This window comes from Methylorubrum sp. B1-46, assembly GCF_021117295.1.
Classification (GTDB): Bacteria; Pseudomonadota; Alphaproteobacteria; order Rhizobiales; family Beijerinckiaceae; genus Methylobacterium.
The window spans coordinates 1118901-1133167 of sequence record NZ_CP088247.1 but is presented as its reverse complement, the minus strand read 5'-3'; the positions used below and the strand labels follow the sequence as shown (position 1 = coordinate 1133167).

At 67.7% G+C, this 14267-nt stretch carries 15 protein-coding genes and 1 pseudogene; 11 read left to right on the top strand and 5 right to left on the bottom strand.

Annotated features, from left to right (window positions below; genetic code table 11):
• From LPC10_RS05500 to LPC10_RS05480, 5 genes and pseudogenes are all read right to left on the bottom strand, one after another.
• Positions 1 to 417: a cupin domain-containing protein gene (locus LPC10_RS05500; protein WP_231345798.1), complete on the bottom strand. Its 417-nt coding sequence runs from the start codon at positions 415 to 417 to the stop codon at positions 1 to 3.
• A gap of 40 nt (positions 418 to 457) precedes the next feature.
• Complete coding sequence (locus LPC10_RS05495; RefSeq protein ID WP_231345797.1) at positions 458 to 1207, bottom strand: SDR family oxidoreductase; 750 nt, start codon at positions 1205 to 1207, stop codon at positions 458 to 460.
• A gap of 202 nt (positions 1208 to 1409) precedes the next feature.
• The gene (locus tag LPC10_RS05490) at positions 1410 to 1865 is read right to left on the bottom strand and encodes a carboxymuconolactone decarboxylase family protein (RefSeq protein WP_231345796.1); all 456 of its coding nucleotides are present in this window, start codon (positions 1863 to 1865) and stop codon (positions 1410 to 1412) included.
• Between the two features lie 272 nt (positions 1866 to 2137).
• A complete protein-coding gene (locus tag LPC10_RS05485) occupies positions 2138 to 2302 on the bottom strand; it encodes a hypothetical protein (RefSeq protein WP_231347153.1) in 165 nt (54 codons plus the stop codon).
• Positions 2260 to 2451, bottom strand: a pseudogene (locus tag LPC10_RS05480) (IS5/IS1182 family transposase); the annotation flags it as partial. The pseudogene LPC10_RS05480 and the gene LPC10_RS05485, both read right to left, overlap by 43 nt.
• Before the next feature lie 561 nt (positions 2452 to 3012).
• On the opposite strand from LPC10_RS05480, the gene LPC10_RS05475 reads away from it, so the two are divergent.
• From LPC10_RS05475 to LPC10_RS05425, 11 genes are read left to right on the top strand one after another with little or no spacing between them, the layout of a single operon-like run.
• Complete coding sequence (locus tag LPC10_RS05475; RefSeq protein WP_231345795.1) at positions 3013 to 3672, top strand: cytochrome c3 family protein; 660 nt, start codon at positions 3013 to 3015, stop codon at positions 3670 to 3672.
• Positions 3660 to 6470, top strand: coding sequence for a 4Fe-4S dicluster domain-containing protein (locus LPC10_RS05470; protein WP_231345794.1), 2811 nt, complete (start codon positions 3660 to 3662; stop codon positions 6468 to 6470). Before LPC10_RS05475 ends, LPC10_RS05470 begins: the two co-directional genes overlap by 13 nt.
• Entirely contained in the window at positions 6467 to 7837 is a 1371-nt protein-coding gene (gene nrfD / locus LPC10_RS05465; protein ID WP_231345793.1) for an NrfD/PsrC family molybdoenzyme membrane anchor subunit, read from the top strand. The genes LPC10_RS05470 and nrfD overlap by 4 nt, the downstream gene beginning before the upstream one ends.
• Positions 7834 to 8352, top strand: a complete 519-nt coding sequence (locus tag LPC10_RS05460; RefSeq protein WP_108938308.1) for a DUF3341 domain-containing protein — start codon at positions 7834 to 7836, stop codon at positions 8350 to 8352. Before nrfD ends, LPC10_RS05460 begins: the two co-directional genes overlap by 4 nt.
• Entirely contained in the window at positions 8349 to 8876 is a 528-nt protein-coding gene (locus LPC10_RS05455; protein WP_108938307.1) for a cytochrome c, read from the top strand. Before LPC10_RS05460 ends, LPC10_RS05455 begins: the two co-directional genes overlap by 4 nt.
• Complete coding sequence (locus LPC10_RS05450; protein WP_108938306.1) at positions 8873 to 9829, top strand: hypothetical protein; 957 nt, start codon at positions 8873 to 8875, stop codon at positions 9827 to 9829. The genes LPC10_RS05455 and LPC10_RS05450 overlap by 4 nt, the downstream gene beginning before the upstream one ends.
• A complete protein-coding gene (locus LPC10_RS05445; RefSeq protein ID WP_231345792.1) occupies positions 9822 to 10343 on the top strand; it encodes a hypothetical protein in 522 nt (173 codons plus the stop codon). Before LPC10_RS05450 ends, LPC10_RS05445 begins: the two co-directional genes overlap by 8 nt.
• Positions 10343 to 11431, top strand: coding sequence for a cytochrome c oxidase subunit II (gene coxB, locus LPC10_RS05440; RefSeq protein ID WP_231345791.1), 1089 nt, complete (start codon positions 10343 to 10345; stop codon positions 11429 to 11431). The genes LPC10_RS05445 and coxB overlap by 1 nt, the downstream gene beginning before the upstream one ends.
• 34 nt (positions 11432 to 11465) lie before the next feature.
• Positions 11466 to 13157 (top strand): cytochrome c oxidase subunit I, encoded by a 1692-nt coding sequence (ctaD, locus tag LPC10_RS05435; protein WP_231345790.1) that lies wholly within the window; start codon positions 11466 to 11468, stop codon positions 13155 to 13157.
• On the top strand, positions 13154 to 13843 hold the full coding sequence (locus LPC10_RS05430; RefSeq protein WP_231345789.1) for a cytochrome c oxidase subunit 3: 690 nt from the start codon (positions 13154 to 13156) through the stop codon (positions 13841 to 13843). Before ctaD ends, LPC10_RS05430 begins: the two co-directional genes overlap by 4 nt.
• The gene (locus LPC10_RS05425; protein ID WP_231345788.1) at positions 13840 to 14142 is read left to right on the top strand and encodes a cytochrome C oxidase subunit IV family protein; all 303 of its coding nucleotides are present in this window, start codon (positions 13840 to 13842) and stop codon (positions 14140 to 14142) included. The genes LPC10_RS05430 and LPC10_RS05425 overlap by 4 nt, the downstream gene beginning before the upstream one ends.
• The last annotated feature ends 125 nt before the right edge of the window (positions 14143 to 14267 follow it).

Genomic DNA, 14267 nt, shown 5'->3' with positions numbered 1-14267 from the left:
CTACGGCCGGTCCGGCATCGTCAATGCCCGGTCGGCCGTATCCACGACGAAGACGGCGAGGAGCTTGGAGGGCTCGACATCACTGGCATTGGCGCTGACACCGTGGTGATCACCGGGCATTTCGACAAAGCTCTCGCCGACGCGGAAGACCTTCTCTGGGCCGTCGTTGATCCGACTGCGCACCGCACCCTCGATCACAGTTGCCGTGATGAAGGCAGATGCGGCGTGGGTGTGGGACGGTGAGGAGCCGCCCGGACCGTACTCAACGAGGACGCCGCGCAGGCTCTTGCCAGGAACCGAAGGCAGCGGATGGTCGAAGATCGTCGTGACGCGGGCCTCGCCCCTCGCAACATCAGCCACCACCGCAGTAACGGCGGAGACGGCAAAGAGGGCTCCCAGAAGATATGTTCTGAACATAGCAGGGGTTCTTTCTTAGTATATAGAAAAGTGCAGCGGTTCAGGCGGAAGCGAGCCAGCTCTCAAACCGCGTCGGCCCAAGCCGCGCCGCTTCCGCATGCTCGGGAACAAGCGACCCCGTATCGAGCTCGGCGCCGAAGTAGCGCGCCGCCCTGTCGGCCTGCACCTCCCGACGGTCGCCGGTGGACGCAATCCAGTGGGCGACGAAGTCGCGGAACGGAAGGCGGTCTGGCCCGGCGATCTCGATCGTCGCGTTGCGTGGTGGAGCGAGCGCGACATCGGCGAGCGCTACGGCGACATCGGCGGCGGCGATGGGCTGAAAGTCCGCATTGGGCACGACGAGGCGGGTGCCGTCGACCGATCCTTCGGCGATGGTGGCGACGAACTCGAAGAATTGCGTCGCCCGCACGATGGTGAAGGGGATGCCGGAGGCCTTGACGAGCGCTTCCTGCGCCACCTTGGCCCGGAAGTAGCCGTTCCCCCTCAGGCGGTCCGTGCCGACGATGGATAGGGCGACGTGATGCTTCACACCCGCCTCGCGCTCCGCGGCGAGGAGGTTGCGGCCAGAGCGCTCGAAGAAGTCGAGCACTGCCACGTCCTCGAAGGACGGAGAGTTCGACACGTCGACGACGATGTCGGCTCCGGCAAGAACCCCGGCCAAGCCCTCGCCCGTCAGCGCATTCACCCCGCTGCTCGGCGAGGCAGCGATGGCCTCATGTTCCTGTCGCGAAAGTTCGGCCGTCAGGTGACGCCCTATGAGGCCGCTTCCGCCAATCACCACGATCTTCATGGCACCCGCTTCCTTGTTCGAGAACGGACTGGGCAGCTCCTCGCCGCTTTCAGGCGCCCGTCGAACAAAGGACGAGGTAGGTGAGCCCGATGTGACATGCCCCGGGAAAGTCAGTGGGGTGACACGTGGACCTGCGGTCAGGAATCGATTGACATCGGCGTGAACGGAACGGTGCTGGCCCCTTACGGAGCGGCAGAGCCGACTAGGCCTTCGCCTGGACCGGGAGGCGGAAGGGTGCGCCGAGGCGGTTAAATGCGTTCATCGCGGCGATGGTGATCGTCAGGTCGACGAGATCCTTGGCCGTAAAGACAGTGTTAGCGGCGGCATAGGCTTCATCGGAGGCGTGGGTCTCGCTGATCAGCGTGACTTCCTCCGCCCAGGCGAGAGCGGCGCGGTACTGTTCAGAAAACAAGTGGGGCACCTCAGCCCACACAGAAACCAAGACGACCTTCTCGAGCGGCATCGTCTTGAGAAGGTCTCTCGTGTGCAGGTCGATGCAGTGCGCACAGCCATTGATCTGTGACACCCGCAGGAAGATGAGGTGGATCAACTCATGGGGTAGATCGGTGCCGGTGGTTATGTAGTGGTGGATGCCATACAGCGCTTTTGCACCCTGCGGGGCTACCTCGTTCCAGACCAGTCGCCTGTTCTTGCTCATGTCTTTTCCTTGTGCTCGGAGTGCCAGTGATCGACGCTCAAAGCCATGACGAGCCAAGCGACTTGAGTGTGACATGCGATGCCACATTCTCGCTCGAAGCGGATCATCTTCCAGCCGAGCGCATCTGCGTCCGCTTCCAAGCAGGCTGAGCAGCTCGATTGGCGATCGACATGGGTCAGACACGGAACGTCTGCTGCCGGACGAAGCGCCAAGGTCTGGTTGCCGCCCCCATCCGGACCTTTAGCGGCAGCACGTCGAATGCCCGCTTGGGGTCAGGAGTTCGCGCTCGTCTTGATCTGCGACGCGCCGATTTCGATGAAAAACTCGCGTCGGATCTGGATCGAGCGCTCAACGGACGAACGCGCCGGTCCGACGCGAGAGCGATCCTGATCGATCAGGCCGGGATGAACTGCTGAAGCGGGATCGGCTTGGCGCACTTCCTGAGGTTCTGGGACGCCGCGGCGAGGTGGAACTCGTCCCAGGCCCCGTTCGGTCCCCGTACTCAGAGTCGATCCCACTTCAGGAACCGTCTGAGGTGGGCAAACAGCATCTCAACCTTCTTGCGCTCGCGTTGCGAGGAGATCGGCCGATCCGCAGGCGCTGTCAGCGGCAACGCGATTCGCCTCGGCACCGCGGACCTGTTCCACGCAGCTCGAAAGGCGATCATCCCCCCGAGATTGGCGCCCGTTACCACTTCGAACGTGCTCGTGCGCAGGATCATCGCGATCGTTCCTTCCAGCCCCCGCGTTCGGTCATCGACGCGCAAACTGCGCAGTCACTTCGATCGAGGCCGATCAGGTCGGCCCGGTCGAGACGTCGGTTCAATGCGTCCGCGAATGTCGGAGCAAACGAGATCGTTACCTGAACCATCCGCGGACGACGAAAGTGCTCTCGTCTTCGCTGTCCGCACACGATATCTCGCCGCTTTGGCGTAACAACGATCCCTCGCGTCGGCTACATCTTGCCAATAAATCTAGAACCGAATGTGTTGTTTTCGGCGCCTTGCGATGATCTGTATTCGTGAAAAACTGCAGCAGACCGGAGATGCGCGGGAGGGAAACAAATGTTCTTGCCGGCTCGTCTGCGACTGAGCAGCCTCAAACGGCAATCACAACAACGGTAACGGACAAGGGGCTCCTCTGTCGGGATGGTGCAGATCTTCCACCCGGGGGCGGACACCGTCGCCCGCGTTGTCCTCGCGTCCATCGGTGCCGTTCCGGTTCTGGCGGTCGGCCTCGCCTACACGTTGTGGTGCTCCCCCTACGTGACGGCCCAGGACGTGACTCGTGAACAACCGGTGCCGTTCAGCCATGAGCACCATGTCGGCGGCCTCGGGATCGATTGCCGCTACTGCCACACCTCGGTGGAGAAGGCGGCATTCGCCGGCATCCCGCCGACCGAGACCTGCATGAGCTGCCACTCGCAGGAATGGACCAACGCGCCGATGCTGGCGCCGGTGCGCCAGAGCCTCGCCGAGGGACGCCCGCTGACCTGGAACCGGGTCCACAACCTGCCGGCCTACGTCTACTTCAATCACTCGGTCCACGTGGCCAAGGGCGTCGGCTGCTCGACCTGCCACGGCCCCGTCCAGACCATGAAACTGATGCGGCAGACGGCCCCGCTCACCATGGGCTGGTGCCTCGACTGCCATCGCGACCCCGCGCCGAACCTCCGTCCGCACGAGGCGGTGTTCGACATGGCTTGGAAGCCACCCGCCGATCAGGCGATGATCGGTGCCCGCTTCGTCGAGGAGCGCCACATCAAATCGCCCAAGCGGCTGAGCGAGTGCTCGATATGCCACCGCTGACGCCGCCCTCGCGCCGCGAGGCGCTGCGCCTCCTCGGCGCCGGCATCACGCTCGCCGCGGGCGGCTGCTCCAGACCGGTCGAGACCATCGTACCGTACGTGCGGGCGCCCGAGCAGCTCCTGCCCGGCGTGCCGGTGCGCTACGCCACGACCCTCTCGCTCAGCGGCTGGGCGCGCGGGGTCCACGCCATCGCCGTCGACGGGCGGCCGATCAAAATCGAAGGCAATCCGCTGCATCCGGCAAGCCTCGGCGCAACGGACGTGTTCGCGGAGGCCGCGATCCTCGACCTCTACGATCCCGACCGCTCGCGCACAGTGACCGAGCGGGTGGGCGGCATCGCCTCCTGGGACATGTTCGAGCGGGCGCTGAGCGGGCCGCTCGCGACGGTGCAGGCTGCCCGCGGGCGCGGCCTGCACCTCGTGACCGGCCGCGTCACCTCGCCGACGCTCGCCCGCCAGATCGATGCGCTGCTGCGCGCGCTGCCGGAGGCGGCGTGGCACGTTCACGAGCCGGTCGATGACGGGAATGCGGAGCGCGGAGCCGAACTTGCCTTCGGCCGACGCCTGCGCGCCCTGCCCCGGTTTGAGCGGGCCGAGACGATCCTGTGCGTTGGGGCCGACCCGCTGGGGGCCGGACCGGACCAGATCCGGCTCGCGAGCGCCTTCGCCGACCGCCGCCGTGACCGGGAGCGGTTCGGCCGCCTCTACGTCGCGGAGGCGGCGCTGACTCTGACGGGGGTCAAGGCCGACACGCGTCGGGCCGTCCATCCCCTCGATCAGCCGGGGGTGCTGGCGACGGTGGCGAACGCACTCGGCGCCGGCCTGCCCATACCTGAACTGCCCAAAGCGGCCCGGCTGTTCGCCGAGGCGGCCGCCGAGGATCTCGAAGCGCACGAGGGCCGCGCGCTCGTGCTCGCCGGGGCCGCACTCGCGCCGGAAGGCCACGCGCTTGCGCACTGGATCAACGCGCGCCTCCGGGCGCCCGTCGACTTCATCGTCCCGCCCGACGGGATCGAGGGGCGAGCGCCCGCGACCCTCGCTGATTTGGCCGGCGCGCTCGACCGCGGCGCGGTGACCTGCCTCGCGATCCTCGACGCCGATCCGGTCGCCACGGCACCACCCGAGCTCGACCTCGCCAAGCGCATCGTGCGCGCCCGCTTCAGCGTCCATGCCGGGCTTTACGGCGACGAGAGCGCGGGCGCCACTCACTGGCACCTAGCGCTGACGCACGAACTTGAGAGCTGGTCGGATCTCCGCGCGACCGACGGCACCGCGAGCCTCGTCCAGCCGCTTCTGCGTCCGCTCTACGATGGGCGCTCGCTCCACGAGATCGTGCCACTGTTCGCCGGCCGCACGGCGACGGCGGGCTACGCTCTCGTCCGGGCGACGTGGCAGCAGCGCGGGGGCGCGGACTTCGAGGGCTGGTGGCGCCGCTGCCTGCACGACGGGATCATCGAGGGGACCGCCGCACCGACCCTACAGCCCGGCGAGCCGCGCCTGATCCCGCTGCCGCAAAGCCGCCGGAGCGACAGCCTCACCGTCGAGCTGCGGCCGGATCCATGCCTCTGGGACGGGCGCTTCGCCAACAATGCGTGGCTTCAGGAATGCCCGAAGCCAATATCGAAGCAGGTCTGGGGCAACGCGCTCGCGCTCTCCCGCGCCGAGGCCGGGTGGCGCGGGCTCGAGGCCGGCGACGTGGTGCGCGCGAGCGCGGGCGGCCGCACCATCGAGGTGCCAGTGATCATCGAGTCCGGCGTCGCCAACGGCGTCGGCGTGCTGACGCTCGGCTACGGCCGCGAGCGGGCCGGCGCCATCGGCAACGGCGTCGGCACGGATGCCTACGGTCTGGCGAGCGGCGCTTCGCCCTGGCTCGTGACCGGCGTCGATCTCGCGAAGACGGACAGGACCGAGACGATCCTGCGCACGCAGAACTACGTCGAGCTCGAAGGCGAAACCCGAAAACTGTTCCGGCAGATCGACCTTGCCGCACTGGCGAGCGCCGAGCCGAAGGGGATCGGGGCAGATCAGCCGTCCCTGCTCGATGCGTGGAAGGGCGACAAGGACGGCCATGCCTGGGCGATGGTGATCGACACCGATGCCTGCATCGGCTGCAATGCCTGCGTAGTCGCCTGCCAATCCGAGAACAACGTGCCCGTGGTCGGCCCGGAAGAGATCGCGCGCGGCCGGATGATGCACTGGCTGCGGATCGACATCTACGACGAGGGCGGCCCGGAGGCGCCGCGCGCCGGGTTCCAGCCCGTGCCCTGCATGCATTGCGAGCACGCGCCTTGCGAGCCGGTCTGCCCCGTCGCGGCCTCCGTCCATGACGGCGAGGGCCTGAACCTTCAGGTCTACAATCGCTGCGTCGGCACCCGCTTCTGCGAGGCGAACTGCCCCTACAAGGTCCGCCGCTTCAACTTCTTCGGCTACGCGGACGGCCAGCCCTACGCGAACCTCGGCGCGGAATCGGTGAAGGCACAGCGCAACCCGAACGTCACGGTCCGCGCCCGCGGCGTGATGGAGAAATGCACCTACTGCATCCAGCGCATCGCCACCGAGCGGCAGGCGGCCGAGCGCGACGGCCGTGCGATGGGCCGCGTCACCACAGCCTGCCAATCCGCCTGCCCGACGCGGGCGATCCAGTTCGGCGATCTCGCCAAGCCCGGCAACGCCATCACCGAACTGCGCAAGGATCCGCGCCACTACGCGCTGATGGAGGAGCTGAACACCCGCCCACGCACGACCTACCTCGCGAACCTCCGCGCGCCGAACCCGGACCTGAAGGAGGACGATGCGTGAGCGGGAATGCCCAGCCCCATCGTTGGATCGCCCGCGAGCGCCTCGGCTATGGCGAGATCTGCGCCGCGGTCGCCGACCCGATCCAGCGGCGCGGGCCGGGCCGTGCCTGGGTGATCGCCTTACTCGGCGTGCTGCCGCTGGTGCTCGCCACCGTGATCGCCATCGGCGCGGTGCTGACCATCGGCATCGGCCTGTCGGGCGTGAACACGACGGTGGTGTGGGGCTTCTCCATCGCCAACTACGTCTGGTGGATCGGCATCGGCAATGCCGGAACGCTGATCTCCTCGATGCTGCTGCTGACCCGCCAGCATTGGCGTGCCTCGATCAACCGCTTCGCCGAGGCGATGACGCTGTTTGCGGCTGCCATCGCCGGCATCTTCCCGATCATCCATCTCGGGCGGCCGCTCTATTCCTACTGGCTGGCGCCCTACCCCAACACCATGGATCTCTGGCCGCAATGGCGCTCGGCGCTGGTCTGGGATTTCTGGGCGATCCTCAGCTACCTCCTATTTTCGTTGATCTTCTGGTTCACAGGTCTGCTGCCCGACCTCGCGACCATGCGCGACCGGGCGCAGTCGCGCCTCGGCCGGAAGATCTACGGCGCGCTGGCGCTCGGCTGGCGCGGCTCGGCCCGGCACTGGGCGGTCTACGAGACCTTCCACAAGACCATGGCGGCTTTGGCCGTCCCGCTGGTTTGCTCCGTTCACTCTATCGTCGGCCTCGACTTCGCCGCGAGCCTGATGCCCGGCTGGCAGGAATCGATCTTCCCGCCCTACTTCGTCGTCGGCGCGATGTATTCGGGTTTCGCCATGGTGGTAGTGCTGGCGATCGTCATCCGCTGGGGCCTCAACCTCCAGGCGGTGATCACCCCCGGCCATTTCGACGTCATGGCGAAGGTGATGCTGTTTGCCAGCATCGTCATGACCCTCTCCTACGCCACCGAGTGGTTCATGGGCTGGTACGGCGGCGATCACGCCGACCGGGCGGTGATCGCTTATTTTTTCACTGGCGACTACCGTTGGCTCTATTACAGCCTGCTGTTCTGCAACTGCCTCGTGCCGCAGGCGCTGTGGTTCGCACGCGTGCGGCTCAACCTGTGGGCGCTCGCGGTCATAGCGGTCGTGATCAACCTCGGGATGTGGCTGGAGCGCATCCTGATCGTCTGGAACACCCTCTCGCACGGCCACGCCGTCAGCTTGTGGCGGACCTATCACGTCAGCTTCTACGACGTGGTGATCCTGATCGCGCCGCTCGGTCTGTTCGCCTTCGGATTCCTGGTCCTAGCGCGGATCTTTCCGATCATCTCCATTCACGAGGTCAGCCAGCTCGCCCACGACGCGGGCGCGGCCAGAGGGGAGACGGCATGAGCGCCCCGCTGCTAGCCGAGTTCGACACGCCCGAGGCGCTGGTGCGGGCGATGCGGCTCGCCGCCGCCGACGGTCACCAGGCGCTCGACACCTTCACGCCCTTCCCCGTACCGGATCTCACGGACGCCTTCGCGCCGAAGCGCAACCCGGTGCGGCCGGTGATGGCGGTGGCTGGTTTCGGCGCGGCGGCGGCGATGTACGCCCTGCAATGGTATTCGTCGGTCATCGATTACCCGCTGAACGCGGGCGGACGGCCGCTGCATTCCTGGCCGGTCTTCCTGCTGGTGCCGTTCGAGTTCGGGGTGCTGATGGCCGCCATCGCCGGGCTCGTCGCAATGTTCTGGACCTGCGGCCTGCCGCGCCTGCATCATCCGCTCTTCGCGATCCCGCAATTCGAGCGGGCGAGCCAGGACCGATTTCTGCTCCTCGTCGCGCCGAAGGATGCGGACGCGACCGCCCTGCGCGCGAGCCTGGAACGGGCCGGCGCCCTGCTCGTCGCAGAGATGCATCCGTGAGGCGCCTCTTCCCGCTCCTGCTGCCGCTCCTCGCCTCGCTCGGTGCCTGCGAGGACCAGTCGATGCGCCGGCAGGCGCGCTACGAGGTCTACGGCAAGGCGCCACTCTTCCCCGACCAAGCCGAGGCCCGCCGCCCGCCCGAGGGAGCGGTCGAGGTCGGCGCGCTCAGCCGCGAGGCGTCCTTGCGCGATCCGCCGCCCTTGGATGCCGCTTTGCTGGAGCGCGGACGCCAGCGCTACGACGCGATCTGCACGCCCTGTCACGGCTATACCGGCCACGGCGACGGCATGGTGGTGCAGCGCGGCTTTCCCGCCCCGCCCTCCTATCACGAGGAACGTCTGCGGGCGGCGCCGGCCGCCTACTTCGTCGATGTTATCACCCGCGGCTACGGCGTGATGTACGCCTACGCCAACCGGGTCGAGCCGCGCGACCGCTGGGCGATCGCAGCCTATATCCGCGCTCTGCAGCTTTCGCAGGGCGCCCGCGTCGCCGAGGCTCCCGATCTCGCAGAGAAGCTGCCGTGAGCGATGCCCTGTTCCGCGGCTGGCTGCTCGCCTGGATCGTGTGGAGCGCGGTGCCGTTCGGCGCCCTGGTCCTCGCCATGATCCATATTGTGACCGGCGGGCGATGGGGCGCGGTCCTGGCGCCCGCCCTGCGGCCGGCGACCGCCCTCGTGCCGCTCGCCGCCCTCGCTTTCCTCGGTGTCGCCCTCGGGCTCCAGTCCGCCTACCCTTGGGCCGCCGGCACGGGCGCTAAGCCGGATGTCCTGCGCCTCTACCTCGACCCGACGCTGTTCCTCGTGCGCGCGACGGTCGCTCTTCTCGGCTGGTCGGTGCTCGCGGTGTTGTCCCTGTCCGGGCGCGCCGGCCCGCTCGTCGCCGGCCTCGGCCTCGGCTTCTACGGCCTGACGATCAGCCTCGTCTCCGTCGATTGGATCCTTTCGGTCGAGCCCGGCTTCAACGCCTCGGCCTTCGCCGCCGACGTCGCGCTGCACCAGATCCTGGCGGCTCTCGCCTTCGCAGCGCTGGCAAGCCCGTCGAGCCTCGACGCCCGCGGCGCCTCCGACCTCGCTGGCCTGATGCTCGCGGCTCTCCTCGGCGTGATCTACCTGGAGCTGATGTCCTACATCGTCGTGTGGTACGGCGACCTGCCGCCCAAGGCGACCTGGTACCTGAAGCGCGGTGCGAGCCCTTGGGGTGGCGTCCTCGTCGCGAGCCTCGTCCTCGGCGGTATCCTACCTTTCCTCGCCCTGCTCTTCGCGTCCGTCCGGAAGAGCCCGGCCCTGCTGCGCGGCGTCGGCCTGCTCGTGCTGATCGGCCTCGCCCTGCATTTCGCGTGGCTCGTTCTTCCAGCTTACGGGGCCCAGGCGGGCGGCGCGGCGACGGCGGCCGTGGTCGCCCTTCCCATGCTGCTACTCGTCTCGGGATTCGTGTCACGACTGATCTTGCGGCGCGCCGGGAGGCCCCGTCATGTCTGACGCGGCCCCCGGCCAGCTCCACAGGCGAGTCCACGACGACGTCGTCGGCCACGCCCCGCCCGGCACCGAGGCGCCGGATATCCGGCTCAAACCCCTGCTGCTGACCGGGTTGTTCATCGTCGTCTTTACCGCCGTCACGATCGGCGGCCTGCGATACTACTACAGCCGCCAGAACCTCGGCCCCCTGGTTCAGACGGCGCGGGTCTTCCCGGCGCCGCGGCTTCAGCAAAGCCCGCAGGCCGACCTCGCGGCGATGCTCAAGGATCAGCGGACGAAGCTCGACGGCTACGCCTGGATCGACCGCAAGAAGGGGATCGCCCGCATGCCGATCACGGAGGCGATTCGGCGCCTCGCCGAGCGCGGCAACGCGGCCTACGCGGCGCCGGTCCAACCGGAACGGACGCCCGCGCTCGGCAGCCGCGGCGGCGCCTCGAGCACCGTGTTCGCCCCCGGTGCCGGACCGGGCGCCGTCGACACACCCGCGGTCGCCGGGCCGGCGAGAGGGTCGCCCTGATGCTCGACGCCCTCATTCCCACCTTCTTGCGGCCGGAATCGGCCTCGGTTCAAGCGGCGAAGGTCGACGCGATCTTCATCGGCCTTCTCCTGATCTCCTCGGCGATCGTGCTGCTCGTGGTCGGGCTGGTCGTCACCTTCGCGATCCGGTACCGCCGCGGCTCCGCGGCCGAGCGCGGCGAGATGCCGAGCCTCGTCTCGCGGGAATTCGAGGTTGTCTGGACCGCCGCGACACTGTTCATCTTCGTCTTCATCTTCTGGTGGGCCGCCTCGGTGGAGATCGGCGCCTTCTCCCCGCCGAAGGACGCCATCGAGATCCACGTCGTCGGCAAGCAGTGGATGTGGAAGACGCAAGGGCCCAGCGGCACCCGCGAGATCAACGAGTTGCACGTCCCCGTCGGCGCGCCCGTGCGCCTGCTCCTGACCTCGCAGGACGTGATCCACTCGTTCTACGTCCCGGCTTTCCGCCTGAAGCGCGACGCCTTGCCCTATCAGCAGACGGAGACGTGGTTTCAGGCGACCAAGACCGGCACCTATCACCTGCTCTGCACCGAGTATTGCGGCACCGACCACTCGCGCATGCTCGGCCGCGTGATCGTGATGGAGCCGCAGGACTACGCCCGGTGGCTCACCAAGCAGCCGGAGCGCGACGGGCTCGCCGAACTCGGCGAGCGGCTGTTCTCCGAGCGGGGCTGCTCGGGATGCCACAATGCGGGATCGAAGGTGCACGCGCCCTCGCTCGCCGGCATCTGGGGACAGTCGGTGCCGCTGGAGGGCGGGCGCACCGCGAGTGTCGACGAGGCCTATGTCCGTGACTCGATCCTCCAGCCGCAGCGCGACGTGGTGGCCGGCTACGAGCCGATCATGCCGAGCTACGAGGGCAAGCTCTCCGACGGCGAGATCCAGGCGCTCACCGCCTATATCCGCCACGGCACCGACCGGTTCGACCTGATCGGCTCGCTCAACCTCACGCCGGCCCAGAACATCTGCGCACCGGGCCAGACGCCGCAGGATTCGTCGCCGAACCAATCCCTGCGCAGCCCGGCCCTGGTGCCCGGCGCACCCGCCTCGGGAGACACGCCGCCATGATGCGCATTCCACATCCTGCCGGGAGCCCTGCCCGATGAGCGGCGCCTCCTCCGACGCCTCGACGCTGGCCAACCCGCGCGAGCTGGATCTCGGCCTGCCGGTCAGCTACCTCGCCGAGGGGCGCAGCGTCGCGTCCTGGCTGTTCACCACCGATCACAAGCGCATCGCGATCCTCTACGCGATTTCGATCACGTTCTTCTTCTTCATTGGCGGCGCGGCGGCGACCCTGGTGCGGCTGGAGCTGTTCACGCCGCAAGGCGACGTCGTCGGCGCGGACACCTACAACAAGCTGTTCTCGCTGCACGGCATCGTCATGGTGTGGTTCTTCCTCATCCCGTCAATCCCAACGACGATGGGGAATTTCCTGCTGCCGCTAATGATCGGCGCGCGCGACCTCGCCTTCCCCAAGCTCAACCTGATCTCGTGGTATCTCAACCTCGCCGGTGGTCTGCTGACGCTGGCGGCCGTGCTGGCGGGCGGGATCGATACCGGCTGGACCTTCTACGTCCCCTACTCGACGGTGTTCTCGAACACTTTCGTCACGCTGGCCGTGCTCGGCGTGTTCGTCTCCGGCTTCTCGACCATCGCCACGGGCGTCAACTTCATCGCCACGGTCCACTTCCTGCGGGCGCCCGGCATGACGTGGTTCCGCCTGCCGCTCTTCGTCTGGGCGATGTACACGACGAGCCTGATCTTCGTGCTCGCCACGCCGGTGCTGGCCCTGACGCTCGTTCTCGTCATCGCCGAGCGCACCTTCAACCTGCCGATCTTCGATCCGGCCCGCGGCGGCGACCCGATCCTGTTCCAGCACCTGTTCTGGTTCTACTCGCACCCGGCCGTGTACATCATGATCCTGCCGGCCATGGGCGTGATCTCGGAGGTCATCACCTGCTACGCCCGGCGGCGGATCTTCGGCTACTCCTTCATGGTCTACGCCCTGGTGGCGATCGCAGTGATCGGCTTCTTCACCTGGGGCCACCACATGTTCACCTCGGGGATGTCGCCGTTCGCCGCCCTGGTGTTCTCGTTCCTGTCCTTCATCGTGGCGGTTCCCTCGGCGATCAAGGTGTTCAACTGGACCGCCACGCTCTACCGCGGCCAGATCGGCTTCGAATCGCCGATGCTCTACGCCCTCGGCTTCCTCGGCCTGTTCACCATGGGCGGGCTGACCGGCTTGTTCCTCGCCTCCGTGCCGATCGACGTGCACGTGCAGGACACCTATTTCGTCGTCGCCCACTTCCACTACATCATGGTCGGCGCCTCGGTGTCCGCCTACTTCGCCGGCCTGCACTTCTGGTGGCCGAAGGTGACGGGACGGATGTATCCGGAGAACTGGGCGCGCTTTGCCGCCCTGCTGATGTTCTTCGGCTTCAACCTGACCTTCTTCCCGCAATTTATCGCCGGCTATCTCGGAATGCCGCGGCGCTACTACAGCTATCCGCCGGAATTCCAGGTCTGGAACGTCCTTTCCTCCTCGGGCGCCGCCGTGCTCGCGGCGGCCTACCTGATGCCGCTCGGCTACCTCACCTGGTCGCTGTTCTTCGGACGCCGCGCCCTCAACGATCCGTGGAACGCCACCGGGCTCGAATGGCGCACGACCTCGCCGCCCCCGCGGCAGAACTTCTTCGGCAATCCGCAGGTCCTCGCCCCGCCCTACGACTACCACCCGGAGGCGACGCCGCCCGGCGACGAGCCGCGCATCGCCGAAGAGGGGGCGCTGACGTGAGCGCGGGCGGCGATGTCGTCGACACGGCCGCCAAGCGCCACCTGCGCGAGCCGTGGGACGAACTCCGCCTCGCGGAGGACCGCGCCTTCGCTCACCAGCGGGCTGGGGCGACCTTCGGCATCTGGGTCTTCATCGCCAGCGAGGTGCTGTTCTTCGGTGCGCTGTTCCTGCTCTACACCGCGATGCGGCTGGAGCACGCCGCGGATTTCGCCGCCGCCGCGCGCGAAACCAACATCGTCTACGGCACGCTCAACACCGCGCTCCTCCTCACCAGTGGCCTCTGCGCCGCGCTCGCCGCGCAGGCCTCTGAGCGGGAGGCATTGCGGCGCCTGACGCTCGGGTGTCTCGCCGCGACGGCCCTGCTCGGCCTTGCATTCATGGTCGTGAAGGGGCTGGAATACCGCGAGGATATCGAGAGGCACCTCGTGCCCGGCGCCGGCTTCGCCCTCGCGGCGCCCGCGACGCAGCTCTTCTTCGGCTTCTACTGGCTCTCGACCGCGATCCACGCCATCCACCTGTCGATCGGCATCGGCCTCGTCCTTCGCCTGATCTGGAAGGAGTGGCGGGCGCCGGGCTTCCTGTTCGAGAGCCCCCAGGTCGAGGTGGCGATGCTCTACTGGGGCTTCGTCGACATGATCTGGATCGTGCTCTACCCGATGCTCTACCTCGACGGACGTGGCGGATGAGATCAGGCACGCAACAATCCGTGGGGAAGATCTGGCGGCGCTGCCTCGTCGTCTGGGCCCTCTTGCTCGCGCTGACGGCTTTGAGCCTGTTCTCGGCCTACGCGGCGCCTGCTCCCTGGTCGACAGTCCTCAATTTCGGCATCGCCGCGACCCAGGCCAGCCTCGTGGCGCTGCTGTTCATGCGGCTCGACCTGGCCGACACCCTGGTACGCCTCGCCGCCGCCTCCGGCCTGTTCTGGCTCGCCATCCTGTTCGCTCTAACGCTGACCGACACGCTGAGCCGCCTCGCCAACAGCTGAGGAGATCGCACGGCGCGTCGGGCCGGATGCGTCGCGTGGTCCGGCGGCTCGCGGTGCTGCGTGACCGCTCCCGTCTCGTCCGCGGCTCCGATCCGCACGGTCTCCGACTTCGCGGCCGGCGTCTT